At 45.5% G+C, this 24836-nt stretch carries 42 protein-coding genes (1 of these 42 only partly in view); 2 read left to right on the plus strand and 40 right to left on the minus strand.

The window, feature by feature from the left end; genetic code table 11:
- On the minus strand, positions 1-516 hold the 5' portion of the coding sequence (locus MHH56_RS30045; protein WP_339205274.1) for a stage II sporulation protein M. The gene continues 111 nt to the left of window position 1, outside the view; only the first 516 of its 627 coding nucleotides appear in the window; the start codon lies at positions 514-516; its stop codon lies off the left edge, out of view.
- Between the two features lie 205 nt (positions 517-721).
- Here MHH56_RS30045 and pdaB point away from each other — a divergent pair, with 205 nt between their 5' ends.
- Complete coding sequence (pdaB, locus tag MHH56_RS30050) at positions 722-1531, plus strand: polysaccharide deacetylase family sporulation protein PdaB (RefSeq protein WP_076271411.1); 810 nt, start codon at positions 722-724, stop codon at positions 1529-1531.
- A 1-nt stretch (position 1532) separates the two neighbouring features.
- Here the strand turns inward: pdaB and MHH56_RS30055 are convergent, their stop codons facing one another.
- Positions 1533-2156, minus strand: a complete 624-nt coding sequence (locus MHH56_RS30055) for a KinB-signaling pathway activation protein (RefSeq protein WP_339205276.1) — start codon at positions 2154-2156, stop codon at positions 1533-1535.
- A gap of 185 nt (positions 2157-2341) precedes the next feature.
- Between MHH56_RS30055 and gerD the strand changes: the two genes are divergently transcribed.
- Positions 2342-3046: a spore germination lipoprotein GerD gene (gerD, locus tag MHH56_RS30060; RefSeq protein ID WP_339205278.1), complete on the plus strand. Its 705-nt coding sequence runs from the start codon at positions 2342-2344 to the stop codon at positions 3044-3046.
- A gap of 115 nt (positions 3047-3161) precedes the next feature.
- On the opposite strand, the gene MHH56_RS30065 is transcribed toward gerD, so the two are convergent.
- The 38 genes from MHH56_RS30065 to rpsJ all read right to left on the minus strand — a co-directional run bounded on the left by MHH56_RS30065 (position 3162) and on the right by rpsJ (position 24711).
- Positions 3162-4283, minus strand: a complete 1122-nt coding sequence (locus MHH56_RS30065) for a P-loop NTPase (RefSeq protein WP_076271414.1) — start codon at positions 4281-4283, stop codon at positions 3162-3164.
- A 113-nt stretch (positions 4284-4396) separates the two neighbouring features.
- On the minus strand, positions 4397-5185 hold the full coding sequence (gene cwlD / locus MHH56_RS30070) for an N-acetylmuramoyl-L-alanine amidase CwlD (RefSeq protein WP_076271459.1): 789 nt from the start codon (positions 5183-5185) through the stop codon (positions 4397-4399).
- 129 nt (positions 5186-5314) lie between these two features.
- The gene (gene sat, locus MHH56_RS30075) at positions 5315-6481 is read right to left on the minus strand and encodes a sulfate adenylyltransferase (protein ID WP_339205280.1); all 1167 of its coding nucleotides are present in this window, start codon (positions 6479-6481) and stop codon (positions 5315-5317) included.
- A 25-nt stretch (positions 6482-6506) separates the two neighbouring features.
- Positions 6507-7202 carry a phosphoadenylyl-sulfate reductase gene (locus tag MHH56_RS30080; protein ID WP_076271416.1) on the minus strand — a complete coding sequence of 232 codons (696 nt, stop codon included), beginning with the start codon at positions 7200-7202 and terminating at the stop codon, positions 6507-6509.
- Positions 7203-7469: 267 nt separating this feature from the next.
- The gene (rpsI, locus tag MHH56_RS30085) at positions 7470-7862 is read right to left on the minus strand and encodes a 30S ribosomal protein S9 (protein ID WP_054025303.1); all 393 of its coding nucleotides are present in this window, start codon (positions 7860-7862) and stop codon (positions 7470-7472) included.
- A 20-nt stretch (positions 7863-7882) separates the two neighbouring features.
- On the minus strand, positions 7883-8320 hold the full coding sequence (gene rplM, locus MHH56_RS30090; RefSeq protein WP_054025304.1) for a 50S ribosomal protein L13: 438 nt from the start codon (positions 8318-8320) through the stop codon (positions 7883-7885).
- A gap of 182 nt (positions 8321-8502) precedes the next feature.
- Entirely contained in the window at positions 8503-9255 is a 753-nt protein-coding gene (gene truA, locus MHH56_RS30095) for a tRNA pseudouridine(38-40) synthase TruA (RefSeq protein WP_054025305.1), read from the minus strand.
- Positions 9256-9606: 351 nt separating this feature from the next.
- Entirely contained in the window at positions 9607-9972 is a 366-nt protein-coding gene (gene rplQ / locus MHH56_RS30100; RefSeq protein WP_076271417.1) for a 50S ribosomal protein L17, read from the minus strand.
- Positions 9973-10016: 44 nt separating this feature from the next.
- Positions 10017-10961, minus strand: a complete 945-nt coding sequence (locus MHH56_RS30105; RefSeq protein ID WP_053373922.1) for a DNA-directed RNA polymerase subunit alpha — start codon at positions 10959-10961, stop codon at positions 10017-10019.
- Between the two features lie 126 nt (positions 10962-11087).
- Positions 11088-11483 (minus strand): 30S ribosomal protein S11, encoded by a 396-nt coding sequence (rpsK, locus tag MHH56_RS30110; protein ID WP_054025307.1) that lies wholly within the window; start codon positions 11481-11483, stop codon positions 11088-11090.
- 19 nt (positions 11484-11502) lie between these two features.
- Positions 11503-11871 carry a 30S ribosomal protein S13 gene (gene rpsM / locus MHH56_RS30115; protein ID WP_054025308.1) on the minus strand — a complete coding sequence of 123 codons (369 nt, stop codon included), beginning with the start codon at positions 11869-11871 and terminating at the stop codon, positions 11503-11505.
- 19 nt (positions 11872-11890) lie between these two features.
- Positions 11891-12004: a 50S ribosomal protein L36 gene (gene rpmJ, locus MHH56_RS30120; protein WP_003333770.1), complete on the minus strand. Its 114-nt coding sequence runs from the start codon at positions 12002-12004 to the stop codon at positions 11891-11893.
- Positions 12005-12048: 44 nt separating this feature from the next.
- Entirely contained in the window at positions 12049-12264 is a 216-nt protein-coding gene (gene infA, locus MHH56_RS30125) for a translation initiation factor IF-1 (protein ID WP_053373919.1), read from the minus strand.
- A gap of 3 nt (positions 12265-12267) precedes the next feature.
- Positions 12268-12549, minus strand: a complete 282-nt coding sequence (locus MHH56_RS30130) for a KOW domain-containing RNA-binding protein (RefSeq protein WP_144376900.1) — start codon at positions 12547-12549, stop codon at positions 12268-12270.
- Positions 12550-12556: 7 nt separating this feature from the next.
- Positions 12557-13315: a type I methionyl aminopeptidase gene (map, locus tag MHH56_RS30135; RefSeq protein ID WP_339205286.1), complete on the minus strand. Its 759-nt coding sequence runs from the start codon at positions 13313-13315 to the stop codon at positions 12557-12559.
- Positions 13315-13965: an adenylate kinase gene (locus MHH56_RS30140; protein WP_076271420.1), complete on the minus strand. Its 651-nt coding sequence runs from the start codon at positions 13963-13965 to the stop codon at positions 13315-13317. The genes map and MHH56_RS30140 overlap by 1 nt, the downstream gene beginning before the upstream one ends.
- Positions 13966-14056: 91 nt before the next feature.
- A complete protein-coding gene (gene secY, locus MHH56_RS30145; protein ID WP_076271421.1) occupies positions 14057-15358 on the minus strand; it encodes a preprotein translocase subunit SecY in 1302 nt (433 codons plus the stop codon).
- Entirely contained in the window at positions 15359-15799 is a 441-nt protein-coding gene (rplO, locus tag MHH56_RS30150) for a 50S ribosomal protein L15 (RefSeq protein WP_053373914.1), read from the minus strand.
- Positions 15800-15838: 39 nt separating this feature from the next.
- Complete coding sequence (gene rpmD, locus MHH56_RS30155; protein WP_076271422.1) at positions 15839-16024, minus strand: 50S ribosomal protein L30; 186 nt, start codon at positions 16022-16024, stop codon at positions 15839-15841.
- Positions 16025-16037: 13 nt separating this feature from the next.
- A complete protein-coding gene (rpsE, locus tag MHH56_RS30160) occupies positions 16038-16535 on the minus strand; it encodes a 30S ribosomal protein S5 (RefSeq protein ID WP_054025314.1) in 498 nt (165 codons plus the stop codon).
- Between the two features lie 30 nt (positions 16536-16565).
- Positions 16566-16934: a 50S ribosomal protein L18 gene (gene rplR / locus MHH56_RS30165; RefSeq protein WP_054025315.1), complete on the minus strand. Its 369-nt coding sequence runs from the start codon at positions 16932-16934 to the stop codon at positions 16566-16568.
- 60 nt (positions 16935-16994) lie between these two features.
- Positions 16995-17537 carry a 50S ribosomal protein L6 gene (rplF, locus tag MHH56_RS30170; RefSeq protein WP_076271423.1) on the minus strand — a complete coding sequence of 181 codons (543 nt, stop codon included), beginning with the start codon at positions 17535-17537 and terminating at the stop codon, positions 16995-16997.
- Between the two features lie 31 nt (positions 17538-17568).
- Positions 17569-17967, minus strand: coding sequence for a 30S ribosomal protein S8 (rpsH, locus tag MHH56_RS30175; RefSeq protein ID WP_053373909.1), 399 nt, complete (start codon positions 17965-17967; stop codon positions 17569-17571).
- Positions 17968-17997: 30 nt separating this feature from the next.
- A complete protein-coding gene (locus MHH56_RS30180) occupies positions 17998-18183 on the minus strand; it encodes a type Z 30S ribosomal protein S14 (RefSeq protein ID WP_054025317.1) in 186 nt (61 codons plus the stop codon).
- Positions 18184-18209: 26 nt separating this feature from the next.
- Positions 18210-18752, minus strand: coding sequence for a 50S ribosomal protein L5 (gene rplE / locus MHH56_RS30185; protein ID WP_053373908.1), 543 nt, complete (start codon positions 18750-18752; stop codon positions 18210-18212).
- A 31-nt stretch (positions 18753-18783) separates the two neighbouring features.
- Positions 18784-19137, minus strand: a complete 354-nt coding sequence (gene rplX / locus MHH56_RS30190; RefSeq protein ID WP_076271424.1) for a 50S ribosomal protein L24 — start codon at positions 19135-19137, stop codon at positions 18784-18786.
- 46 nt (positions 19138-19183) lie between these two features.
- A complete protein-coding gene (gene rplN, locus MHH56_RS30195; protein WP_076271425.1) occupies positions 19184-19552 on the minus strand; it encodes a 50S ribosomal protein L14 in 369 nt (122 codons plus the stop codon).
- 47 nt (positions 19553-19599) lie between these two features.
- Positions 19600-19863, minus strand: a complete 264-nt coding sequence (gene rpsQ / locus MHH56_RS30200; RefSeq protein ID WP_076271426.1) for a 30S ribosomal protein S17 — start codon at positions 19861-19863, stop codon at positions 19600-19602.
- Positions 19864-19913: 50 nt separating this feature from the next.
- A complete protein-coding gene (gene rpmC / locus MHH56_RS30205) occupies positions 19914-20114 on the minus strand; it encodes a 50S ribosomal protein L29 (protein ID WP_053373905.1) in 201 nt (66 codons plus the stop codon).
- Positions 20104-20538 (minus strand): 50S ribosomal protein L16, encoded by a 435-nt coding sequence (gene rplP / locus MHH56_RS30210; RefSeq protein ID WP_028609647.1) that lies wholly within the window; start codon positions 20536-20538, stop codon positions 20104-20106. The genes rpmC and rplP overlap by 11 nt, the downstream gene beginning before the upstream one ends.
- Before the next feature lie 2 nt (positions 20539-20540).
- Positions 20541-21203 carry a 30S ribosomal protein S3 gene (rpsC, locus tag MHH56_RS30215; protein ID WP_054025321.1) on the minus strand — a complete coding sequence of 221 codons (663 nt, stop codon included), beginning with the start codon at positions 21201-21203 and terminating at the stop codon, positions 20541-20543.
- A gap of 13 nt (positions 21204-21216) precedes the next feature.
- Entirely contained in the window at positions 21217-21552 is a 336-nt protein-coding gene (rplV, locus tag MHH56_RS30220) for a 50S ribosomal protein L22 (protein WP_076271427.1), read from the minus strand.
- A 43-nt stretch (positions 21553-21595) separates the two neighbouring features.
- Positions 21596-21877 (minus strand): 30S ribosomal protein S19, encoded by a 282-nt coding sequence (rpsS, locus tag MHH56_RS30225; RefSeq protein WP_053373902.1) that lies wholly within the window; start codon positions 21875-21877, stop codon positions 21596-21598.
- 67 nt (positions 21878-21944) lie between these two features.
- The gene (gene rplB / locus MHH56_RS30230; RefSeq protein WP_076271428.1) at positions 21945-22775 is read right to left on the minus strand and encodes a 50S ribosomal protein L2; all 831 of its coding nucleotides are present in this window, start codon (positions 22773-22775) and stop codon (positions 21945-21947) included.
- 17 nt (positions 22776-22792) lie between these two features.
- Positions 22793-23086, minus strand: a complete 294-nt coding sequence (rplW, locus tag MHH56_RS30235; protein ID WP_054025324.1) for a 50S ribosomal protein L23 — start codon at positions 23084-23086, stop codon at positions 22793-22795.
- Entirely contained in the window at positions 23086-23709 is a 624-nt protein-coding gene (rplD, locus tag MHH56_RS30240) for a 50S ribosomal protein L4 (RefSeq protein WP_053373899.1), read from the minus strand. The genes rplW and rplD overlap by 1 nt, the downstream gene beginning before the upstream one ends.
- A gap of 28 nt (positions 23710-23737) precedes the next feature.
- Entirely contained in the window at positions 23738-24361 is a 624-nt protein-coding gene (gene rplC / locus MHH56_RS30245; protein ID WP_076271429.1) for a 50S ribosomal protein L3, read from the minus strand.
- A 41-nt stretch (positions 24362-24402) separates the two neighbouring features.
- Positions 24403-24711: a 30S ribosomal protein S10 gene (rpsJ, locus tag MHH56_RS30250; protein WP_017692074.1), complete on the minus strand. Its 309-nt coding sequence runs from the start codon at positions 24709-24711 to the stop codon at positions 24403-24405.
- Positions 24712-24836 lie beyond the last annotated feature (125 nt).

Raw genomic sequence — 24836 nt, forward strand, 5'->3', positions numbered from 1 at the left:
CTCTCGGCTTACATTCCCTGTCTTAGATCTTGCAAATACAAGAGATCCGACCGCTTTGAAGATGAGTACTCCAAAACGCATGCCATAAGCACATGCAAAAATAATCGCGGGAATTTCCAGAATTCCGTGCGGCAGCAAACCTTTAACAATAAGCTCCATCACATACCCGCCGCCATGAAGCTCAGCTGTCGTTTTCAGTAAATAACCGATCATCATTCCATTTACAACTAAGAAAAAGAAAGGCAATACCCCAAACAAAGCACCTAAGTACATAACCAGTATCGATTTAACCGCATTATTCAAAAAAATGAAAATCATCATCGTTAACGTTGGATTTTTGGAATCATCGATCATTTCAGCGAGCTGTCCTAGCCCCTTCAGCTGTTCATCAAGAAAAGCTCTGAACGCTGGGTTCGTGCCTCCGATAACCATACCTGCTAAAAATAGTATGGATCCAAACGCTATATAGGGATTCATTTGTTTAAAATGCTCCCAAATCAAACGCCATTTAAACATTTTATCCCCTCCGCAGCTTGTAAGTTCGCAAGATGGATGAATATCTCTGTAGTACGAGCATAGATTGTACTACAAGCGTAAACGACGGCAGCCTTCGTTGGAGGCAAATACTCGTTTCGCAATTAAGGATAAGTGAAGTATAAAGGTCGGATTTATACTTTCTTATCTTTGTACAAGCTTCCATTAGAGAGGAGTGCCCTTCCCAATGAACGTTTTTTATGTTCTGAATGGCCGAAAGTTGAAAAGGTATTTCTTAATTGCTATCGCTGTCGTATTTTCAATTGGCATTATTTATGCCGAACGTGACAACATCACCGTCTTTGCTCCGCAGCAGCCGGCTGCAATCTACAGCGTACCCACTGACAAAAAGGTTGTTGCTCTTACCTTTGACATTAGTTGGGGCGATAAACGCACGGAACCCATTCTTAATGTGCTAAAAGAGAAAAACATTAAACAGGCTACCTTCTTCTTATCTTCACCATGGAGCCAGTCCCATCCCGAGATCGTCAGAAAGATTCAAGAGGCTGGTTATGAAATAGGCAGCCATGGCCACAAACATGATAATTACAGCAAGCTTAGCGATGAAGAAATTCGCAAACAAATTACGACTGCACACACCATTTTATCCGACGTAACGGGAAAACAACCGAAATTGATCCGACTTCCTAACGGAGATTTTGACAAGCGGGTTCTGCGCATTGCTGAAGAGCTGCAATATAAGGTAATTCAGTGGGATACGGATTCACTCGACTGGATGAACATCGGCACCGACAAAATTATTAATCGGGTCGTTACGCGTGCTCATCCTGGCGACATCATTTTGTTCCATGCGAGTGATTCCGTAAAGCAGACACATGAGGCGCTTCCGATCGTTATTGATCAGCTGCGTGAAAAAGGCTATGAGTTTGTTACGGTAACCGACCTCATCACACAAACTGAGGTTGACGGCAAAGCGGTGCAGGACAAGACATCCTCTACATTCCCGCAAATTAATGCTGCTGAACTAGAATATTAAGTTAAACGACCGGCTTCGCAGCAATCGCTGCTGAGTCGGTTGTTTGTTTTTTGACCAAACGGTGCATCATCATAATTTGGTATGCATTGCAGACGAATAAAGGAACCATCATAAATACAATAGCAGATACGTTCGTTTCACCTTGAAGTGCAGGCCAAGACTCAATGAATGTAATGAAGAACATCAAAAACATGGTTGGCACAAAAGCGGTTTTGTTCGTTTGCTTAACCTTGAACCATGATACTGCAACAGAAAATAGAAGCAGGGCAAGCGGCAATGTCCAGAAAAACCAGTTGTTCAGGCGCTGCTCATACAACATATACCCCAGTCCTATTGCTGCGAATAACGTCGTATAGCCTTGTAGCGCGTTCCATAAATATTTTTTGCCAAATACGCTAAGAGCGATGTAGTTTAACGTTAAATAAGCGAAAAAGCCCATTTGGCTAAATGCTCCAATCATTAAACCGACCAAACCCATCATTAATGCATTAAAGCCGACAGCTTTAAAACCTAAGAACCCAAACTCCGGATCTACCCAAGCCATCAACGCACCGGTAATTACGCAGGCAAGCCCGCCTACTACCATGCCGCTCCAAAATAAAAAGAACCACTTTTTTAAATTCACGTTCATTATCCTCCTGTTATCCACATTACCCTTTATTTTACCACGTTCACAATAAAAAGCTAAAGTCTGTCCATGATAATCCGGTGAACTTTGTACATAATAACTATACGATCCATCACTTTTCGAACGATTTGTTTATCCAAACGGTATGCAGCAGCAATGACATAGGAAGGAGCTTGCGAATCATGCGTAAGAGCTTTGCTTTATTTTCGATTATTTCAGCCATGTTATTTGTTTTATCCGGCTGTGGCGCCGAGTCCTCTGGAGGTAGTAATGAGCAGGTCAGCTACAAGGATTTAAAAACGATGGTTATTGATATCCTCAAAACGGAGGATGCCCAAAAAGCACTGCAGGAGTCATCACAGCAAATTTCCGGTTATAGTGGTCAAACCTCCAAGCTGCTGTCTGTGCAGGATCAAGAGGAGGTTCGCTTAGCGGTTAAGGATGTCCTTATTTCTCCTCAGTACGACAAGGTAATCAAAAAGCTTATGGTTGATCCACGTTTCGCGGGGGAATTTGCCAAATCCGTTAATAAGCAAAATAAACAAATCCATAAAGAACTAATAAAGGACCCCTCCTATCAAGCTGATTTAATTAAGGTGCTTAAAAACCCTGAAATGGACAAGATGATTCTTGAGGTGCTGCAAAGTACGCAATACCGCAAGGAAGTGATGTCCCTTATGCAGGATGCGATGCAAAATCCATTGTTTCGACTTGAAGTGCTTGATCTGATGAAAAAAGCGGTACAAGAGGAGCTTAAACCAAGCCCAGACCAGAAAGTAGATAAAAAGAAGGAAGAATCGGGCGGTGAGCAAAAATCCGATGAGGAAGGCGGCGGCGGGGACGATTCAGGCGGCGGAGATGAACAAGGCGGCGATTCGGCTATGTAGCGGTAGAAGTATTGTTTTCATCGCATAAAATGAATTCAAAAAAGCCCGAACAGGTTGTCCGCATGGCAGCAAGGATTAGCTGCCTTAGACAATGGTTCGGGCTTTTGTTATTTGACTATTTGCCGCATTTCGCTAATACGCTGTCTGCAAGCTCCAAGTACATCTTCCCTGTTTCAGTATCGGCTTTGTATACCGACGGTGCAAAGTCAGGCTCAGATACATGATTGTCTGGAGCCCCCAATGGAATTTGAGCAAGCAGATCTGAATGAAGCGTCTCTGCGAGGCGTGCGCCGCCACCGCGGCCAAATACATATTCTCTCTCGCCGGTAACTTTAGATTCGAAATAGGACATATTCTCGACGATTCCAATGATTTCGTGTTCCGTCTTAATCGCCATTGCTCCTGCCCTAGCTGCAACGAATGCTGCTGTAGCATGCGGGGTAGTTACGATAATTTCTTTGCTTTGCGGAATAATCTGATGAACATCAAGCGCTACATCTCCCGTACCCGGCGGAAGGTCTAGCAGCAGGTAGTCAAGCTCGCCCCATTCAATCTCTTGGAAGAAGTTGCGCAGCATTTTGCCAAGCATCGGTCCGCGCCACACGATTGGGCTGTTGTCCTCTACGAAGAAGCCCATGGACATCACCTTAACACCAAACTTCTCAATAGGGATGACCCGTTCATTCACAACATCCGGGCGCTCTTCGATCCCCATCATATCCGGCACGCTGAAGCCGTAGATATCCGCATCGATGATGCCGACACGCTTGCCCCTGCGGGCTAAAGCGACCGCCAAGTTGACGGTCACTGTCGATTTGCCGACGCCGCCCTTGCCGCTCGCGACGGCGATGAACTGCACCCCGCTGGCAGGATCCAGCAGCGGGTTAGCTAGGCCGGCCCCGTGCCCCTGAACGGGCGCTGGGCCGCTAGATTTGCCAGCACCGGCGCTAGCCGCAGCCGGTGCTGCAGCTGCCGCTGGCGGCGGCGTAGACGCGCCTGCGCCTGCGGCAGGCGCTGCCTCGGCCCGAAACCGGAAATGCACGGTTTCGGCGCCCAGGCGCGCCAGCGCCTCGCGGAGCGAGGCTTCCAGCGCGGGCTCCATTGCCGCGCCAGACCCAAGGACCGTCATCGAAACTTGACGGTCCCGAACCATTACATCGCGGATGGTAACCCCATCCGCTTTATGCTGTGCCGTCACGATTTCAACGGCCTCTATAACTTGCTCTCGTGTCAACATAGGTTGTGTCCCACCTTTATATAATTAAAACTATATAATAGTTAGTATAACACAGTAAGCCCATGAACCAAGTCATAGGGTGCAGCTTTGCTTCATTTTCGGCGAAAGGTTTCTTACTTGTCGGTTACCTCGTCTTGCAGCACGCTGCCGCTCAGCTTCTCCCCTGCAGTATATCTTAGAATCCCCTCATAGATAGAGGCAGCTACCGATCTTTGGTACTCCGTATCCGCAAGCCGCTGTGATTCCCCAGGGTTAGATAAAAAGCCCACCTCAACGAGTGCCGTCGGGATGTTCTCGATTGCTTTCAGCACATAAACATCCTTCACGGTAGCGGCAACTCTTGTCGTATTTTCTAAATTGCGTTTAATCTCATCTTGAATGAAGGTTGCGAGAATCCGATTGTCTGGGTGATTGTCCGGATGAAAAAAGGTTTGTGCACCCGTCCACTTAGCTGAAGGGATACTGTTCATATGTATGCTTATGACTGCGGCCGGATTGCTGTTTTTAATAAGGGACACTCGCTTCTTTAAATCCTCTGTCTTGCGCTTGCTATAGGCTCTTGAATCCCCTGTTGCAAGATCGTAATCCCCTTCCCTTGTCATAACGACGACCGCTCCAGCCTGCTGCAAATAATCGCGCAAATACAGTGCAATCGCTAAGTTTAAATCCTTTTCGATAATGCCCTGCTTACTGACCGCACCGCCGTCTGCCCCGCCATGCCCGGCATCAATGGCAATAGTCTTGCCCGACAAAGGCAGCGTCCAATAAGACCATGCTTTTTTTGAAGGCATCGATTGTGTAAGCAGTATGCCCGTTAGTGCAATAACCAGCAATCCGATACTGATGCGAATTAAGCCTTTATACGTCAACCAAATGACAACATGCCGATCAATTCGGCGCATAAAAAAACCACCCCGTTTTCCATCAAATGAATACATAGCAGCAAGCAGCTCAATCAAGCCAGATGCACACTTTCATTTATATGGGACGAGATGGTCGTTTATGAGACAAACCTTATGTTATTCGGTTAATTAAACTACTGGCTGCTCAGACATGCCTTCAATCAGTATTTTAGCAACCTCAGGACGGGAAAACTCAGGCGGCGGGCAAATGCCATCGCGCAGCAATGCGCGTACCTTCGTACCCGAAAGCGTCAAATGATGCTCCTTGTCATGAGGGCAAGTTTTTAATGTAGCCATGTTGCCGCACTCTTTGCAGAAGAAGCTGTGCTCGAAATAAAGTGGAGTAATGCCTAGATCTTCTACTGGAATCGTTTTGAGCAGATCCTGTGCTTCGTATGTTCCATAGTAGTCGCCTACACCGGCATGATCGCGTCCAACAATAAAATGCGAGCAGCCATAGTTTTTACGAACGAGAGCATGGAAGATCGCCTCACGAGGTCCAGCGTAACGCATAGCTGCCGGGAATACGCCAAGGAATACACGATCCTTCGGGTAATAGTTATCAAGCAGTGCGAGATAGCTCTTCATCCGTACATTCGCAGGAACATCGTCCGATTTCGTTTCACCAACGAGCGGATTGAGGAAAAGCGCATCAACGATTTCCATTGCTGTTTTTTGAATGTATTCATGCGCGCGGTGAACCGGATTGCGAGTTTGGAAGCCAACAACGGTTTTCCAGCCCTTTTCTGCAAATAGACGACGCGTTTCCGCTGGGTCAAAATAAAACTCGTTAAACTTCTCAGGCTGAGGACGGTTCAGCACCGTAATTTCTCCGCCTACATTTATGGAAGAGCGTTCGAACAGCTTTTGAACACCTGGGTGCTCCAAATCATCTGTCTTGAACACATTCACTGCTTCAACTTTATGGTCAACCGAATAAATGCTATCAATGCTGATAATGGCGTATGTTACGCCATCTTCACCGACTAACGCTGCGCGTTCCCCTGCGGACAACTCTGCTGCCTTCGCTTCTTCTACAGCAAGCGTAATAGGAATGCTCCATACCGTGCCATTTGCTAGACGCATGTCTTTCACAACGGACTGGTAATCAGCTTCGTTCATAAAACCAATAAGTGGGGAAAATGCTCCAACTGCGATCAAATCAAGGTCAGATATAGCCCAAGTGTTGATCGTAATCGATTTAAGGGTAGCAGCTTCAGCTAGTAATGCTTCACGTTGTTCGCCCGTAGCGACACGGTTAACGAGTACGCCGCCGTGCGGTAGAATTTGACTCATTGATATTGCTCCTCCTCGAGAGTGCTTATTTATGCAATCCGCATTCTGTTTTTTCTTGACCTGCCCAGCGTCCAGCGCGTGGATCTTCACCAGGCATTACTTTGCGCGTGCATTGCTCGCAGCCGATGCTCGGGTAGTTTTGATCATGCAATGGGTTGTAAATAACATCATTCTCGCGAATATAGTTCCATACGTCCTCGGATGTCCAGTGAGCGATTGGATTAAATTTAACGAGCCCGAATTTTGTGTCGTACTCAATTTTTTTGGAATTCGCACGAGTAGGTGCTTGATCGCGGCGAATACCTGTAATCCAAGCATCATATTTCGAAAGAATTTGGGTTAATGGTTTAACTTTACGAATGTTGCAGCATGCGTTCGCATCGGATTTCCAAAGCTCTTCACCAAACTGTGCAGCTTGCTCCTCAGGTGTAATTTCAGGCTTAACTTCTACGAATGGAATGCCTGGGTAGCGCTTAGCCATCAAATCACGAGTTTCATACGTCTCTTTGAAATGGTAATCCGTATCTAAATAGAAAATGTCCGTTTTTGGGCTAATTTTTTGCAGCATATCAACAAGCACAACATCTTCAGCACCAAAGCTGCATGCAAAAGTAATATTAGGGAAAGTTTCTACCGCAAACGCAATAATTTCTTCCGGTGTTGCGTTTTCCAGTTCTACTTCCTTTTGTTTGATAAGCGCTTCTTTTTCAAAAAGGTTCATTTTTTTTGCCCTCCGTTTTTAATTCCTAGTAAATTGCTCTGTATAAAAATTATACGTCCAAAAAGTGAAATGTTCAATATAAGTTTTAACCAAAATGAAATAAAGTTTGAAATTTTATTGGACACACCAAAAAACACCTTATGCGTCTTCCGATCAGCAAAGGTGTTTTTAAGGGAATAGCAGTAAAAAAGTCTACATTGGTTGTAGCTTTTCTTCTTTAAACAAAAAAATGCCCTCTCTGGCAAGCAGAGAAGACATTTTGAAGTATTAACGTTTCGAGAATTGTGGAGCGCGACGAGCCGCTTTAAGACCGTATTTTTTACGCTCTTTCATACGCGGATCACGAGTTAGGAAGCCAGCACGTTTTAGAGCCGGACGGAATTCAGGGTCTGCTTTAAGCAAAGCACGTGAAATACCGTGACGGATAGCGCCTGCTTGACCGGACATACCGCCGCCGTTAGCAATTACTAGTACATCGTAGTTAGACAATGTGTCAGTAAGGTTAAGCGGTTGTTTTACGATCAGCTTCAATGTTTCTAGACCAAAATATTCATTAAGGTCGCGTTTGTTAATAATGATTCGTCCTTCACCCGGCACAAGACGTACACGTGCAACAGAGTGTTTACGACGACCGGTTCCATAGTATTGCACTTGAGCCATGAAACTTGTCCTCCTCTTTATTACCCGCGAAGTTCGTAAACTTCAGGGTTTTGTGCTTGATGCGGATGTTCAGCACCTGCGTATACTTTAAGTTTAAGCTTCATTTTGTTACCAAGACGGTTCTTAGGCAACATGCCGTGTACAGCCAGTTCGATTACGCGTTCTGGCTTGTTTTTAATCATCTCTTGAGCCGGAGTGGATTTCAATCCGCCGGAGTACATGGAGTGACTGTAGTAAATTTTATCTGACATTTTCTTACCTGTCAGATGGATTTTTTCAGCGTTGATAACAACAACGAAATCGCCTGTATCAACATGTGGCGTAAATGTCGGTTTGTGTTTGCCGCGGATCAGGGCAGCAACTTCACTCGCCAAGCGGCCTAGCGTTTTGCCTTCCGCATCGACGACGAACCATTTACGATCAACTTCAGTTGATTTAGCCATATAAGTGGTACGCATGGATGATCCTCCTTAATTTCATACATTAATCGTTTTTATAACAACGTAAACGTTGATTTGTTTGTTCATTGTTGATAGCCAAGTTTGTGACAATCTCAGTCGGGGCTGTGGGTTAGCCACTTCGAAAGCACAAGTTATATTCTACTATAAAGAATAAGTAAGTGCAAGTAATTTATAGTGATTTATCCCTGTATTTCGCTGGAATATTCAACATCCATCAACATCAATCCATGCGGCATTGCCGTAGGACCAGCAAGCGAACGATTTCGCCCCTCAAGGATGTTTTTGATCTCCGATGAAGCCATCTTCCCTTCGCCAACCCATAATAAAGTTCCCATAATGACTCGAACCATATTGTACAGAAAACCATTGCCTGTCACGTACATATGCACGATTGGGCCTTCCTGAACAAAATCTGCTTCATAGATCGTACGAATATGATGAGGCTTGGTTGAATGTATCGATGTGAAGGAAGTAAAGTCATGTTTACCTACTAGGTAGCTGAGACCCTCCCGCATCGCATCCACATCAAGCGGCGTCGGATGATGAAAGCGATATTGTCGGCCAAATACATCAGGAAACTTACCAGTATCAATCGTATAGCGATACGTTTTGCGCTTAGCGGATCTTCTTGCATGAAAATGTTCTGGCACATCGAATGCTTCAATAATGACGATATCCTTCGGCAACCGCGTATTAAGCGCAATCGCCCATCTCTCTGTCGGAATCGTAGATTCCGTATAGAAATTGAATATTTGTCCCCGCGCATGCACTCCCGCATCTGTGCGACCCGAGCCAATAATAATGGTCGTCTCGCCCGTCAGCTTCTTTATAGCCTTCTCTATTTCACCCTGAACCGTTCTGCCGTAAGGCTGCGTCTGAAAACCGTTAAAGCCTGCCCCGTCATAACTGACCTTTACGCATATATTCCTCAACCTATCCCCCCCTTTAACTATAGGGATACCTAAACGTCCAAAATTCCCTCTTGCTAAGAGAACCTAAGATGCTAAGCCTTATGGACACCTGTAGGTATCACACAAGCTCATCTATTGCCCCTGGCATGAATAACAAATCATTCTTTTCAAACAAAAAAAGGTGGCCGCAAGGGTCCACCCTTTTCATTAAAATATAAGAAGTATAGGGAGACCCTAATACTTACTTATATTTTATTGCGTTGGCAGCTCATCCCCCACGTTGGCAGGCACAAGCCGTTTACCGCTCGCGTATAAAGCTTGGACAAGGTTTAACGCTGTGGACAAGCTTATACATTTCATTTATTAGGTAACCTACGCGCGGTCAACCAATTCTAGGTAAACCATAGGCGCAGCATCGCCGCGACGGGGTCCTAGTTTTAGAATACGCGTGTAGCCGCCTGCACGCTCCGCATAGCGAGGTGCTAGATCGGAGAATAGCTTTTGAATAGCGTCTTGTGTACCATCGACAGTTTCGCGACGAACATAAGCAGCTACTTGACGACGAGCATGAAGATCACCTTGCTTAGCTTTAGTGATCAGCTTCTCAGCGATTGAACGAACTTCTTTCGCTTTAGCTTCAGTCGTTTGAATACGCTCATAAAGGAACAAGTCAGTAACGAGGTCACGGAACAAAGCTTTCCGTGCACTAGCGTCACGTCCTAATTTTTGATATGCCATCTTGTTTTCCCCTCCCTTGCTCTTAAGTCTTCACTAGTTGGTTACTACTCTTCCATGCGAAGGCCCAAACCAAGCTCTTCAAGCTTCTCTTGAACTTCCTCGAGGGATTTTCGGCCTAGGTTACGGACCTTCATCATATCCTCTTCGGATTTCGTAATTAGCTCTTGAACCGTGTTGATTCCAGCGCGTTTCAAGCAGTTGTAAGAACGGACGGAAAGATCAAGTTCCTCGATCGTCATCTCTAGAACTTTCTCTTTCTTATCTTCTTCCTTCTCAACCATTATTTCAGCGTCTTTGGCTTCATCGGTCAATCCAACGAACAAGTCCAAATGCTCGGTCAAAATTTTAGCGCCGAGGCTCACAGCCTCTTCCGGTCTAATACTACCGTCAGTCCATACTTCAAGCGTTAGCTTGTCGTAGTTAGTTACTTGACCAACACGCGTATTTTCAACGCTATAATTTACACGAGTAATTGGCGTGTAAATCGAATCTACAGGAATTACACCAATCGGTTGTTCGTCTTTCTTGTTGCGATCCGCTTGCACGTAACCGCGTCCCCGATTAGCAAATACCCGCATATGGAGCCGCGCGCCGGAGGCCAAGGTTGCGATGTGAAGATCAGGGCTTAAAATCTCGACATCGCTGTCTGCTCGAATGTCGCCCGCTGTAATATTCCCTTCGCCATCCGCGTCGATTTCCAACACCTTTTCTTCATCGGAGTGGATTTTCAACGAGAGGCCCTTCAGGTTCAGAATGATTTCGGTAACATCCTCAATCACTCCGGGAACCGTAGAGAACTCGTGAAGCACTCCATCGATTTGAACCGAAGTTACTGCTGCACCCGGCAACGACGACAACAAAATTCGGCGAAGCGAATTCCCAAGCGTCGTGCCATATCCGCGTTCAAGCGGCTCGACGACGAAACGTCCGTAAGTTCCCTCATCATTCAGTTCTACGGTTTCGATTTTCGGCTTTTCGATCTCAATCACTAATAGTACCCTCCTTCAAACGTCGCTCCGTTAGCTTACGTTATTTTAAGTCAAACCTTGTAGTATGCCAAACCTTCACAACCATTATTCACAAGTTGTTGATATTTGATACCACATCAGATCCAACTATACGCGACGACGTTTCGGAGGACGGCATCCGTTATGAGGAACTGGTGTTACGTCTTTAATGAGGTTAACTTCCAATCCAGCAGCTTGAAGCGAACGAATCGCAGCTTCGCGGCCAGCGCCTGGTCCTTTTACCATCACTTCGACAGTTCTCATGCCATGCTCCATCGCAGCTTTAGCAGCTGTTTCAGCAGCCATTTGCGCTGCGAAAGGCGTGCTCTTACGTGAGCCTCTGAAGCCCATGTTGCCAGAGCTTGCCCATGAAATTGCATTGCCGTGAGGATCCGTGATCGTAACGATCGTATTGTTGAATGTCGAGCGAATGTGCGCAACGCCAGTCTCAATATTCTTCCGGTCGCGGCGTTTTGTACGAACGACTTTTTTTGGTTTAGCCATTGTCCATTATCCTCCCTTCTTATTTCTTCTTGTTAGCTACAGTCCGACGAGGACCTTTACGCGTACGTGCATTTGTCTTAGTACGTTGACCGCGAACAGGCAAGCCGCGACGGTGACGAAGTCCACGGTAGCATCCGATTTCAGTCAGACGTTTAATGTTAAGTGAAATTTCACGACGCAAGTCGCCTTCTACTTTAACAGATTTATCAATTGCTTCGCGAAGGCGAGCAAGTTCGTCTTCTGTCAAGTCACGAACACGAGTGTCGTAGCTAACTTCAGCTGTATTCAAAAGTTTTTGCGACGTTGTTTTGCCGATACCGAAAATGTATGTCAGGGCGATTTCGACGCGTTTGTCACGCGGCAAGTCTACACCAGCTATACGTGCCATAGGCTATATTCCCCTCCTTCTATCCTTGTTTTTGTTTGTGTTTCGGATTTTCACAAATCACCATAACGTTGCCTTTGCGACGAATGACTTTGCATTTTTCGCAGATCGGCTTTACCGAAGGTCTAACCTTCATTGTGATTACCTCCCGAATCTTTCGTAATAAGCTCCAAATTGAGCCTATTTACGATAGGTGATGCGCCCTTTTGATAAATCATAAGGCGATAACTGTATAACCACCTTGTCTCCTGTCAGGATGCGAATAAAGTGCATTCTGAGCTTACCGGAAACATGTGCGAGAATTTGATGACCGTTCTCCAGCTCCACCTTGAACGTGGCATTCGGCAACGGTTCAATAACCGTACCTTCGACCTCAATGATGTCTTCCTTAGCCAACCGTCATTCTCCTTTCGCATTTAAATACTTCTGAATTGCATAACGTAACTTTGCGTTGGTCACCCTGCCGGTCTCTTGCATACTGCTTGAAACCTCAGAACTAATTGCAGGCTGTAACTCGAGATGCAGAACGTTCTTTTTCTTCGGTCCATCGAATCGGCGCTTATGGCCATCGGCAATCATGACGAATCGCTCATCAACAATTGCGAGGATAACAGCATAGCTTTCCTCATCTTTACCGCGAAGTACTTTGACGAACTGACCAATCTGGGGACGAGCTTCCATCGTCATACTATGGTTGCTGCGGCAAAATGGTCAATATTTCAAAGCCGTCCTCTGTAACAGCTACTGTATGCTCGAAATGAGCACACCATGAGCCGTCTTCCGTTACAACCGTCCAATTGTCTTCGAGCGTCCGGACATATCGTTCACCGATATTAACCATTGGTTCGATTGCAAGCACCATTCCGGTCTTCAGACGAGGTCCGCGATCTGGTATGCCGTAGTTCGGTATTTGTGGTTCCTCATGGAGGTCCGCGCCGATTCCGTGCCCTACGTATTCCCGTACTACGGAGAATCCTGCATCTTCAATTACCTTTTGAATAGCATGCGAAATTGTATATAGCCTAATATCCGGTTTGACGAGCGCAAGCCCCGCATAAAGCGATGCTTCCGTCACATCGAGCAACTTCTGAACTTCAGGGGTTACAGCTCCTACCGCATAGGTCCAAGCTGAATCACCGTGATAGCCTTCAAATTGCGCACCGATATCGATACTAATTATATCGCCTTCGTTCAACTTGCGTGACCCAGGGAAGCCGTGCACCAGCTCATCATTCACAGAAGCACAAATGCTGGAAGGGAAACCATTGTAACCTTTGAAGGAAGGAATCGCATTTTGACTCTTAATGTACGTTTCAGCGATTTGGTCAAGCTCACGAGTAGTGATGCCTGGTTTCACAGCCTGCGCCATCAATCGATGCGTTTCCGCAACAATGCGTCCTGCTTCCCTCATATAACGCAGCTCCGATTCGGATTTGCATATAATCATTACAATGAACCTCGCAAGCAGGAAACGATGTCTGATGTTACAACATCAATGTCCTTCTCGCCGTCGACTTCGCGAAGGAGACCTTTAGCACTGTAGTAATCGAGTAGAGGTGCGGTTTTGGATGTATACTCATCCAAACGAGTTCCGACCTTTTCCTCTGTATCATCAGAACGCTGATACAATTCTCCGCCGTCTTTGTCGCAGATACCTTCGACCTTAGGTGGATTAAAGATTACATGATAAGTCGTACCAGTCGTTTTCGATATGCGTCTGCCCGTCAAACGAGCAAGCAGCAAGCTGCGATCAACTTTTAAATTTACAACATGGTCAATACTGCGTCCGAGCTCCGCAAGCATAACATCAAGTGCTTCTGCTTGCTGCAGTGTGCGAGGAAACCCGTCGAGCAAGAATCCATTTTTGCAATCGGCTTGTTCAAGTCTTTCCTTTACAATGCCGTTCGTGATCTCATCGGGAACGAGCAAGCCTTGATCGACATACTCTTTCGCTTTGATTCCAAGTGCGGTTCCTTGTTTCATAGCGAGGCGGAATGCATCACCAGTGGAAATGTGGGGAATACCGAACTCTTCTACGATCCGTTCAGCTTGTGTACCTTTACCGGCACCCGGAGGGCCCATGAATAAAATGTTCATTGCTGAGTTCCTCGCTTTAAGCACAATAGGCTCGGGCGGGCTGCCGCAGAGCGCCTGTTGACGAACGCGGAAGCCCGGTCAGAACCTATTGTTATTTATTGATAAACCCTTTGTAATGGCGTTTGATCAACTGGCTCTCGATTTGCTTCATCGTATCAAGTGCAACACCGATAACGATTAGTAATGAAGTACCACCTAGCTGCACTGACTTAGGTAATCCAGCAAGTGTCCCGAAGAATACCGGAATGATTGAGATAACGGCCAAGAAAATTGCACCTGTCAACGTAATACGCGACATAACGCGTGTTAGGTAAGACGAAGTTGGCTTTCCTGGACGAATACCTGGAATATATCCGCCATTTTTCTTCATTTGATCGGCCATTTGAACCGGATTAATCTGAACGAAAGTGTAGAAGAAGGTAAACCCGATGATTAACAATACGTACAATACCATACCAAGCGGCTGGTCATAGCTCATATTCTTAATAATCCAGTCTGCCCAACCCTGAGTGGACCAAAACTGAGCAATCGTAACCGGGAACATGATGAGTGAAACCGCGAAAATGACCGGAATAACGCCTGCGCCGTTCACTTTCATCGGAATGTGCGTCGATTGTCCGCCGTACATTTTCCGTCCAACAACACGTTTTGCGTATTGAACAGGAATTTTACGAATACCTTGCTGTACGAATATAACACCGACGATGATTGCGATAATCGCAATCAGAATCAGTACCATTTTGATAATGTTCAGGAACAGTTGGTCTTGAGCACCTACGAACTGATCTTCGACGATCGTACGAATGTGTCCAGGAATACCAGCTGCAATTGCTGCAAAGATAAGAATGGAAATACCATTTCCGATTCCTTTTTCCGTAATTTGCTCACCCAGCCACATCAAGAAAGCAGTACCTGCTGTCAAGATAATAGCGATAAGCAAGTAATCAACGAATGTTGCACCAACGATCATTTCATAACCGTATTGACGGTTAAAGCCGATCGCTGTTGCGAAACCTTGGATCATACCAAGAACAATCGTACCATAACGAGTGATTTGTGCGAGCTTACGTTTACCGTTCTCGCCTTCCTTTGCCCACTCAGCAAATTTCGGGATAACATCCATAGACAACAACTGTACGATAATCGACGCTGTAATATATGGGGTAATTCCGATTGCAAAGATAGAGAATTGGAACAAAGCACCGCCGGAAAACGTGTTAAGCAAGCCGAACAGTTCCGAACCGGCTGTATTAACTTGCTTAAACACATCTTTGTTTACATCAGGTACCGGAATAAAAGCACCGATGCGGTATATTAATAGGATGAAAAGGGTGAAGAGGATCCTTGTACGAAGATCCGCCACTTTCCAAATATTGGACACGGTCTTGAACAATTAGATCACCTCGGTTTTACCGCCGGCAGCCTGGATTTTCTCTACCGCAGATTGAGAGAACTTGTTTGCTTTAACAGTAAGTGTAACGCTAACTTCACCATTACCCAAAATTTTGATTCCTGCGAGCGGGTTCTTAACGATCCCAGTCTCGATGAGAACTTCTGGAGTGACTTCAGTACCTGCTGCAAAAGCATTTAGCTCTTCAATGTTGACAATTGCGTACTCTTTGCGGAACGGGTTGTTAAATCCGCGTTTCGGCACTCGACGATACAAAGGATTTTGTCCGCCCTCGAAACCAGGACGAACGCCGCCGCCGGAACGAGCGTTTTGACCTTTGTGACCTTTACCGGCGGTTTTACCGTTACCGGAACCGATACCGCGACCTTTGCGCTTTGGCGCTTGGGTTGAGCCCGGTGCTGGTGCTAGCTCATGCAATTTCATCGTTCGTGCACCTCCTTATTTAATTCTTAGAACAGCTATCTATTCTTGTACTTCTTCAACTTTTACCAAGTGACTAACAGTGTTAACCATGCCGCGGACAGCTGGGCTATCGTTCAAAACAACTGCTTGACGAATCTTCTTAAGACCGAAAGACTCAACCGTTGCACGTTGTTTCTCGTTGCGACCGATTAAACTGCGAACGAGGGTGATTTGCAATTTTGCCATCTTATTTCCCTCCTTAGCGTAACAGCTCTTCGACTGTTTTTCCACGAAGCTTAGCAACTTCTTCCACGCGTTTAAGACGGGAAAGACCTTCAAGCGTTGCATTAACCATATTCATGGAGTTCGAAGAACCTAGCGATTTCGTCAAGATGTCGCCGACACCAGCAAGTTCAAGTACTGCACGAACTGGGCCGCCAGCGATAACGCCAGTACCTTCTGAAGCTGGCTTCAAAAGAACTTCACCTGCACCGAAATGTCCGAGTACAAGATGGGGAATAGTCGTGCCAACGATTGGTACGTGGATCAGGTTTTTCTTAGCATCTTCAATACCTTTGCGGATTGCATCAGGTACTTCGCCTGCTTTACCGATCCCTGCGCCAACGTAGCCTTTACCGTCGCCGACTACTACTAGTGCACTAAAGCTGAAACGGCGTCCGCCTTTTACAACTTTAGATACGCGATTGATATTAACAACTTTTTCAGTCAGTTCTAACGTATTTGGATCTACACGCAAGTCGTTTAACCTCCTTATAAATAAAGTCGATTAGAATTCTAGGCCAGCTTCACGAGCTGCTGTAGCAAGTGCCTGAATTCTGCCGTGATACAAGTAACCGCCGCGATCAAATACTACTTGGGTTACACCCTTAGCTTGAGCGCGTTTCGCAATCAATTCTCCGACTTTGCTAGCTGCATCGATGTTACCACCGTTGCCAATTGCTTCAGTCAATTCTTTATCCTGTGTGGATGCAGAAACGATTGTTACTCCTGAAACATCGTCGATTAATTGAGCATACATATGCTTGGAGGAACGGAATACAGATAGACGCGGACGTGCAGCTGTACCGTTAATTTTTTTACGAACACGAAGGTGTCTTTTCAGACGTGCCTTGTTTTTGTCGCCTTTCGTAATCATACAAAGTTCACTCCTTTCTTTCAGCCTTAAGACGCTATCTTAAGCAAACGAACCGTTTGCTTATTTTTTCTTACCAGCTTTACCTTCTTTGCGGATGATGCGTTCGCCTTCATACTTGATACCTTTACCTTTATACGGTTCTGGTTCACGTACGGAACGAATTTTCGCTGCAGTTGCGCCAACTAGTTCTTTATCGATACCACGAACAGTAATCTTAGTGTTCGCAGGAACGTCGAACTCGATGCCGCTATCTGGAGTGATCTCAACTGGGTGAGAGTAACCAACGTTAAGTGTGATTTTGTCTCCAGTTTTGCTTGCACGGTAACCTACGCCAACTAGCTCCAAGTTTTTGGAGAAGCCTTCAGTAACGCCGCTCACCATGTTAGCGATGATGCTGCGAGTTGTTCCGTGCAACGAGCGATGCAATTTATTATCGGAAGGACGTTCTACTAGGATTTCAGTTTCAGTTACATTCACAACCATATCTTTGTGAATTTCACGGGAAAGTGAGCCTTTCGGTCCTTTTACAGTAATAACTGTGTTGTCCAAGCTGATTGTTACGCCGTTAGGCACTTGGATTGGTTTGCGACCAATACGGGACATTGTTACACCTCCTATCTTTGTGACTTGTTACTTACCAAACGTAGCAAACTACTTCGCCGCCAGATTTAACTTGGCGAGCTTCTTTATCAGTCATAATCCCTTTGGAAGTGGAAATAATTGCAATTCCAAGTCCACCGAGTACACGAGGGATTTCAGTTGATTGTGTATAAACGCGAAGGCCTGGTTTTGAAATACGTTTCAAGCCAGTAATAACGCGTTCTTGGTTAGGGCCGTATTTCAAGAAAATACGGATAATCCCTTGTTTGTTGTCTTCGATATATTCAGCGTCGCGGATAAAACCCTCGCGCTTCAAAATCTCAGCGATTTGCTTCTTCATTTTCGAAGCGGGCATTTCCACGGTCTCGTGACGAACGACATTCGCGTTACGAATACGCGTCAACATATCTGCAACCGGATCAGACATAACCATTGTGTTAACCTCCTTCCCAAACTAGGCTGATTACCAGCTTGCTTTTTTAACGCCAGGAATCTGGCCCTTATGTGCTAACTCACGGAAACAAATCCGGCAAACTTTAAACTTTTGCAAAACAGAATGCGGACGGCCGCAACGCTCACAGCGCGTATACGCGCGCACTTTAAATTTCGGTGTGCGTTGTTGCTTCACTTTCATCGAAGTTTTTGCCACTGGGTATTACACCTCCTAAAAGTGGATTACTTCGTAAACGGCATGCCCATTTGGGTCAGCAGTTCACGAGATTCTTCGTCCGTTTTTGCCGTCGTGACGATGACGATGTCCATACCGCGCACTTTATCGACTTTGTCGTACTCGATCTCTGGGAATATCAATTGCTCTTTCAAACCAAGCGTATAGTTACCGCGGCCATCAAAAGCTTTGTTTGATACACCGCGGAAGTCACGTACACGCGGAAGAGAAATGTTGAACAGTTTATCAAGGAAATGGTACATACGCTCACCGCGCAAAGTAACTTTAACCCCGATTGGCATGTTCTCACGAAGCTTAAAGCCTGCAATAGACTTCTTCGCACGAGTAACGACTGGTTTTTGACCGGAAATGATACGTAGTTCTTCAACAGCTACATCAAGGATTTTCGAATTGGAAACCGCTTCGCCTACCCCCATGTTGATAACTACCTTCTCAATTTTCGGCACTTGCATAACAGACGTATAGTTGAACTTCTGCATAAGAGCAGGAGTTATTTCGTTTAAGAAACGACCTTTCAATCTTGCTGCCATTGATCATGGACCTCCTTTCCTACCGTAACGATTAGTCGATTACTTCTCCGGAACGTTTCGCGATCCGAACTTTCTTGCCGTTGTCTAGCACTTTGTATCCGATACGTGTTACTTTACCGCTCTTCGGATCGATATGCATAACGTTTGATACGTGAATTGGTGCTTCTTGTTCGATAATACCGCCCTGTGGATTAGCTTGTGATGGACGAGTATGTTTCTTAACAGTATTTACACCTTCTACAAGAACGCGATTTTCACGCGGGTATGCAGCGATAACGCGGCCCTTCTTACCTTTATCTTTACCGGTAATTACGATAACCGTATCGTCTTTTTTCACGTGCAATTTGTTGTTATGGGATTCGAGTACTTTTTTCAGCCTTGGCATGAGTTACACCTCCTGCACGCTTGTGCTTTCAAGCTTATATAGGTTGTTAGATTACTTCTGGAGCAAGCGATACGATTTTCATGAAATCTCTATCGCGAAGTTCACGGGCAACTGGTCCAAAGATACGTGTGCCACGTGGGCTTTTGTCTTCTTTAACGATAACAGCTGCGTTTTCGTCAAATGCGATGTACGAACCGTCTTTACGACGAACCGAACGTTTTGTACGAACGATAACCGCTTTAACAACGTCACCCTTTTTGACAACGCCGCCTGGTGTTGCTTGTTTTACTGAGCAAACGATCAAATCGCCGATGTGTCCAACGCGACGTCCCGTTCCACCAAGTACACGGATACACATCAATTGTTTTGCGCCAGAGTTGTCAGCAACCGCTAAGCGCGAAAATGGTTGAATCATTTCAACGTCCTCCTTTCGGAAAAATGCTCAGATACTGCATACGCTCATTAGATAATTACAGCAACTTCAACAACTTCCACAAGTCTGAAGCGCTTATCTTTCGATAGCGGACGAGTCTCCATGATTTTCACGATGTCGCCAATCTTCGCTTGGTTATTTTCATCGTGCGCCTTAAATTTTTTCGTAACTTTAATGCGTTTATGGTACAATTCGTGTTTTTTATATGTTTCAATAGCAACTACGATTGTTTTATCCATCTTGTCGCTTACCACTTTGCCAATTAACACTTTGCGGGCATTGCGTTCGCTCATGTTCTTCCTCCTTCCTTCAGCCATGATTATGCATTCATGTAAGGGATTTACTAGCTGCTAATTCCGAGTTCTCTTTCACGCAAAATCGTTTTAGCACGAGCGATTCCTTTACGCACATCACGGATCCGAGTCGGGTTATCCAATTGGCCAGTAGCCAGTTGGAAACGAAGATTGAAAAGCTCTTCTTTAAAACCAGCGACCTGTTGTTCAAGCTCAGCAGAGGTTAGGTTTCTAAATTCACTAGCTTTCATTTGCTTCACCACCCACTTCTTCACGCTTCACGAATTTAGTCTTGATTGGCAATTTATGAGCCGCAAGACGCATCGCTTCACGAGCGGTTTCTTCGGATACACCAGCAAGTTCAAACAGGATTTTACCTGGTTTAACTACGGCTACCCATTTCTCAACGTTACCTTTACCACTACCCATACGCACTTCAAGAGGCTTTTGAGTAATAGGTTTTGCAGGGAAAATCTTGATCCAAACTTTACCGCCACGTTTGATGTAGCGAGTCATAGCGATACGAGCCGCTTCAATCTGACGGTTTGTGATCCATGATGGTTCTAGAGCTTGTAGACCGAATTCACCGAATGCTACTGTAGTGCCGCCTTTAGCGCGACCCTTCATATGACCGCGTTGTTGTTTGCGGTGTTTGACACGTTTAGGTACCAACATGATTAGTTGCCTCCTTCCTGGGGAGCTTTCTTCTTAATCGGAAGGACTTCGCCGCGATAGATCCATACTTTAACGCCGATACGGCCGTATGTTGTAGCCGCTTCAGCCGTGCCATAATCGATATCTGCACGTAGTGTATGAAGTGGTACTGTTCCTTCGCTGTAGCCTTCCGAACGTGCGATTTCCGCGCCACCGAGACGACCGCTAACTGCGGTTTTGATCCCTTTAGCACCTGAACGCATGGAGCGTTGAATTGCTTGCTTCAATGCGCGACGGAAAGATACACGACGCTCAAGTTGTTGTGCAATGCTTTCAGCTACAAGAATAGCGTCAAGATCTGCATGTTTGATTTCAGAAATGTTGATGTGAACTTTTTTGCCTTTAGAAATTTTACCAAGCTCAGTACGTAGGTTTTCTACCTCAGAACCGCCTTTACCAATAACCATACCTGGTTTTGCGGTTTGAATCGTAACGTTCACGCGGTTAGCTGCACGTTCGATCTCGATGTGAGAAACTGCTGCGTCTTTCAGCTTGTTTTTCAAATATTCACGGATTTTAACGTCTTCCATAAGAAGATCGCCGAAATCTTTGCCAGCGAACCATTTGGACTCCCAATCACGGATAACACCGACCCGGAAGCCTATTGGATTTACCTTTTGACCCACACGTATTCCCTCCTTATTTTTCAGATACCACCAAGGTAATGTGGCTGGTTCTTTTATTGATCCGGCTTGCGCGACCCATCGCACGTGGACGGAAACGTTTCATCGTTGGCCCTTGGTTAACAAAGGCTTGCGAGATAACCAATTTGTTCACGTCAAGCTGGTAGTTATGCTCAGCGTTAGCAATCGCAGAGTTCAACAGCTTCTCCAAAATTGGGGATGCAGACTTAGGCGTGTGACGCAAAATCGCGATTGCTTCGCCAACTTGTTTACCGCGAATCAAATCCGCAACAAGCTGTGCTTTACGAGGTGCAATACGAATATATTTAGCGTGCGCTTTAGCTTCTGGCATGTAGGAACCTCCTCTCGTTCAGTTAGAGATGTTTAAGGGCAAATTAACGTCTGCCCGTTTTTTTGTCTTCACCGGCATGGCCTTTATACGTACGAGTTGGTGCAAATTCACCAAGCTTGTGTCCAACCATATCTTCCGTTACATATACAGGCACGTGCTTGCGTCCGTCATATACCGCAAACGTGTGACCTATGAATTGTGGGAAAATGGTCGAGCGGCGGGACCAGGTTTTGATAACGACCTTTTTCTCAGCTTCGTTCAATACCTCGACTTTTTTAAGCAGGTATCCGTCAATAAACGGACCTTTCTTTAAACTGCGACCCATTTGTGTTCCTCCCTTCAAATAAGCGGTAGCGATACTTTCGTATCACGCGGTTTTTATCAAGCAGCTATTATTTCGTGCGACGACGAATAATGTATTGGCTTGATGCTTTTTTCTTCTTACGTGTTTTGTAACCAAGAGTTGGTTTACCCCATGGTGACAACGGAGATTTACGTCCGATTGGAGCACGGCCTTCACCACCACCGTGTGGGTGATCGTTAGGGTTCATGACAACACCACGTACAGTAGGACGATTGCCTAACCAACGGTTACGGCCGGCTTTACCGATTTTCACGAGTTCGTGATCTTCGTTACCAACAGAACCAATTGTTGCACGGCAAGTGTTCAAGATACGACGAACTTCACCTGAAGACAAACGAACGGATACATAGTTTTCTTCTTTACCAAGAAGTTGAGCACTAGTACCAGCTGCACGAACAAGTTGTCCGCCTTTGCCTGGTTTCAATTCGATGTTGTGGATAACTGTACCGACAGGGATATTAACAAGCGGCATTGCATTGCCGGGTTTAATATCAGAGCCTACTCCAGATACCACTTGATCTCCAACTTTCAAACCTTTAGGAGCGATGATATATGCTTTTGCACCATCAACATAATGGATCAAAGCGATGTTGGAAGAACGGTTTGGATCATACTCGATCGTAGCTACGTTACCAACGATACCGTCTTTAGTACGTTTGAAGTCGATGATACGGTATTTACGTTTGTGTCCGCCGCCATGGTGACGAACCGTAATTTTACCTTGGTTGTTGCGTCCAGCTTTTTTGAAAAGTGGAGCAAGCAACGATTTCTCCGGTGTACTTGTCGTGATCTCTTCGAAAGTCGAGACCGACATGTTACGACGTGCAGGAGAGGTCGGTTTGTACTTTTTAATAGGCACTTTGATTTCCTCCTTTTCTAAACAGACGTTTCAAAGAATTCAAGTTCTTTGCTATCAGCGCTCAATTGAACGATGGCTTTTTTCCAATCCGGTCTGTATCCGCTATGTTTACCATAACGTTTCGGTTTACCCGCAACACGCATTGTGTTAACGCCGGTTACTTTTACTTTAAAGATTGATTCAATCGCAAGTTTGATTTCAGTTTTGTTTGAACGAAGATCAACTTCGAAAACATACTTTTTATCAACCATGTAATCGCTCGTACGTTCCGTGATAACCGGGCGCTTGATAATATCGCGTGGATTTTTCATTACGCAAGCACCTCCTGTACTTTCTCTACTGCTTCTTTAGTGATGATAAGGTTGTCATGCACCAAAACATCCAGAACATTGATGCCGTCAGCTGCAACGAACTTCACACCTGGGATGTTACGAGCAGACAATGCTACGTTATCTTCATAATTAGCCGTTACTACAAGAGCTTTGCGGCCAACTTTAAGGTTGCTTAGAATTGCTGCGAATTCTTTCGTCTTAGGAGCTGCAAATGTCAGTTGATCCAAAACGATAATCTCGTTTGCAATCACTTTCGAAGACAATGCTGATTTAATCGCTAGACGACGAACTTTCTTAGGAAGTTTGAAGCCATAAGAGCGTGGAGTAGGTCCGAAAACCACACCGCCGCCAACCCATTGCGGGGAGCGAATACTACCTTGACGAGCACGGCCAGTACCTTTTTGTTTCCAAGGTTTACGACCGCCACCACGTACTTCGGAGCGTCCTTTAGTTTTGTGATTGCCGAAGCGTTCAGATGCTTGTTGATTAACAACAGCACTGTGCAAAACGTGAACATTTGGTTGAATTCCGAAAACCGTTTCAGCCAGTTCAAGTTCGCCCACTTGCGCGCCACTCACGTTATATACTGTTACTTTTGGCATTTCCTGTTCCTCCTTTCTTTAAGATCAATTATTTCTTAACAGTTTGCTTAACTTTTACGAATCCGTTTTTCGGGCCCGGAATCGAACCTTTTATTAGAAGAACGTTACGTTCTACATCTACACGGATAACTTCAAGCTTTTGAATCGTAATTGTTTCGTGACCCATATGTCCTGGAAGGCGTTTGCCTTTCGGTACACGGTTCGCTTGGATAGAACCCATCGAACCTGGTCCACGGTGGTAACGGGAACCGTGAGACATAGGACCCGTGCTTTGTCCCCAACGTTTGATAACGCCGGCAAAGCCTTTACCTTTTGAAATACCTGTTACGTCAACGAATTCGCCTTCTGTGAATAGGTCAGCTTTAACTTCTTGGCCAACTTCATAATCACCTAGATTAATTCCGCGAATTTCACGAACGTAGCGCTTAGGTGTTGTGTTAGCTTTTTTAGCGTGACCAGCTTCTGGCTTGTTCGATCTGCTCTCCTTCTTATCGGAGAAACCGAATTGAACTGCTTCGTAGCCATCGTTTTCTTGGTCTTTCTTTTGAAGTACTACGCAAGGTCCAGCTTCGATAACCGTTACAGGAACGACATTACCTTCAGCAGTAAACACTTGAGTCATACCAAGTTTTTTTCCTAAGATACCTTTCATGTTGACACCTCATTTCCTTTCTATAATCGCATATGCTGATATTACAGTTTGATTTCGATATCTACACCGGATGGTAAATCCAGGCGCATCAACGCATCAACCGTTTGCGGCGTTGGGTTTACAATGTCGATCAAACGCTTATGAGTGCGTTGTTCGAATTGCTCCCTAGAATCCTTGTACTTGTGTACCGCACGGAGAATGGTGATGATTTGCTTTTCCGTTGGCAACGGAATCGGCCCGGATACGCCTGCACCGGAACGTTTTGCAGTTTCAACGATTTTCTCTGCGGATTGATCAAGAATCCTGTGATCGTATGCTTTCAAGCGGATACGAATCTTTTGCTTTGCCATATAAGTCCCTCCTTCTTTCGCCCAATTTATTATCGGACATACTCCGTGAGAAAACCCTGCACATGCCCCATGGCAAAGGGGCCGGGTGTGTCGGCAACCTCTCACATCATCGCAACGTCAGACCA

This window comes from Paenibacillus sp. FSL K6-3182 (genome assembly GCF_037976325.1).
Taxonomy (GTDB): domain Bacteria; phylum Bacillota; class Bacilli; order Paenibacillales; family Paenibacillaceae; genus Pristimantibacillus.

Coding starts and splice junctions, on each gene's coding strand:
- rpmJ (WP_003333770.1), bottom strand. CDS start 12,004: ATGAAGGTTAGACCTTCGGTAAAGCCGATCTGCGAAAAATGCAAAGTC.
- cwlD (WP_076271459.1), bottom strand. CDS start 5,185: ATGCGCCGAATTGATCGGCATGTTGTCATTTGGTTGACGTATAAAGGC.
- MHH56_RS30065 (WP_076271414.1), bottom strand. CDS start 4,283: ATGTTGACACGAGAGCAAGTTATAGAGGCCGTTGAAATCGTGACGGCA.
- rpsI (WP_054025303.1), bottom strand. CDS start 7,862: ATGGCTCAAGTGCAATACTATGGAACCGGTCGTCGTAAACACTCTGTT.
- rplV (WP_076271427.1), bottom strand. CDS start 21,552: ATGCCAGAAGCTAAAGCGCACGCTAAATATATTCGTATTGCACCTCGT.
- MHH56_RS30130 (WP_144376900.1), bottom strand. CDS start 12,549: ATGGAAGCTCGTCCCCAGATTGGTCAGTTCGTCAAAGTACTTCGCGGT.
- rpmC (WP_053373905.1), bottom strand. CDS start 20,114: ATGAAAGCTAGTGAATTTAGAAACCTAACCTCTGCTGAGCTTGAACAA.
- MHH56_RS30140 (WP_076271420.1), bottom strand. CDS start 13,965: ATGAACATTTTATTCATGGGCCCTCCGGGTGCCGGTAAAGGTACACAA.
- rplP (WP_028609647.1), bottom strand. CDS start 20,538: ATGTTGGTACCTAAACGTGTCAAACACCGCAAACAACAACGCGGTCAT.
- rplO (WP_053373914.1), bottom strand. CDS start 15,799: ATGAAATTGCATGAGCTAGCACCAGCACCGGGCTCAACCCAAGCGCCA.
- rplW (WP_054025324.1), bottom strand. CDS start 23,086: ATGAAAAATCCACGCGATATTATCAAGCGCCCGGTTATCACGGAACGT.
- map (WP_339205286.1), bottom strand. CDS start 13,315: ATGATTATATGCAAATCCGAATCGGAGCTGCGTTATATGAGGGAAGCA.
- rpmD (WP_076271422.1), bottom strand. CDS start 16,024: ATGGCAAAATTGCAAATCACCCTCGTTCGCAGTTTAATCGGTCGCAAC.
- rpsK (WP_054025307.1), bottom strand. CDS start 11,483: ATGGCTAAACCAAAAAAAGTCGTTCGTACAAAACGCCGCGACCGGAAG.
- rplC (WP_076271429.1), bottom strand. CDS start 24,361: ATGAAAGGTATCTTAGGAAAAAAACTTGGTATGACTCAAGTGTTTACT.
- rplQ (WP_076271417.1), bottom strand. CDS start 9,972: ATGGCATATCAAAAATTAGGACGTGACGCTAGTGCACGGAAAGCTTTG.
- rplR (WP_054025315.1), bottom strand. CDS start 16,934: ATGATTACGAAAGGCGACAAAAACAAGGCACGTCTGAAAAGACACCTT.
- rplE (WP_053373908.1), bottom strand. CDS start 18,752: ATGGCAGCAAGATTGAAAGGTCGTTTCTTAAACGAAATAACTCCTGCT.
- rpsM (WP_054025308.1), bottom strand. CDS start 11,871: ATGGCACGTATAGCTGGTGTAGACTTGCCGCGTGACAAACGCGTCGAA.
- pdaB (WP_076271411.1), top strand. CDS start 722: ATGAACGTTTTTTATGTTCTGAATGGCCGAAAGTTGAAAAGGTATTTC.
- gerD (WP_339205278.1), top strand. CDS start 2,342: ATGCGTAAGAGCTTTGCTTTATTTTCGATTATTTCAGCCATGTTATTT.
- rplF (WP_076271423.1), bottom strand. CDS start 17,537: ATGTCCCGTATTGGTCGCAAACCAATCCAAGTGCCTAACGGCGTAACA.
- rpsQ (WP_076271426.1), bottom strand. CDS start 19,863: ATGAGCGAACGCAATGCCCGCAAAGTGTTAATTGGCAAAGTGGTAAGC.
- MHH56_RS30080 (WP_076271416.1), bottom strand. CDS start 7,202: ATGAACCTTTTTGAAAAAGAAGCGCTTATCAAACAAAAGGAAGTAGAA.
- rplX (WP_076271424.1), bottom strand. CDS start 19,137: ATGCCAAGGCTGAAAAAAGTACTCGAATCCCATAACAACAAATTGCAC.
- rplD (WP_053373899.1), bottom strand. CDS start 23,709: ATGCCAAAAGTAACAGTATATAACGTGAGTGGCGCGCAAGTGGGCGAA.
- rpsJ (WP_017692074.1), bottom strand. CDS start 24,711: ATGGCAAAGCAAAAGATTCGTATCCGCTTGAAAGCATACGATCACAGG.
- rplN (WP_076271425.1), bottom strand. CDS start 19,552: ATGATTCAACCATTTTCGCGCTTAGCGGTTGCTGACAACTCTGGCGCA.
- rplM (WP_054025304.1), bottom strand. CDS start 8,320: ATGCGTACCACTTATATGGCTAAATCAACTGAAGTTGATCGTAAATGG.
- rpsH (WP_053373909.1), bottom strand. CDS start 17,967: ATGGTTATGTCTGATCCGGTTGCAGATATGTTGACGCGTATTCGTAAC.
- rpsS (WP_053373902.1), bottom strand. CDS start 21,877: ATGGGTCGCAGTTTAAAGAAAGGTCCGTTTATTGACGGATACCTGCTT.
- sat (WP_339205280.1), bottom strand. CDS start 6,481: ATGAGTCAAATTCTACCGCACGGCGGCGTACTCGTTAACCGTGTCGCT.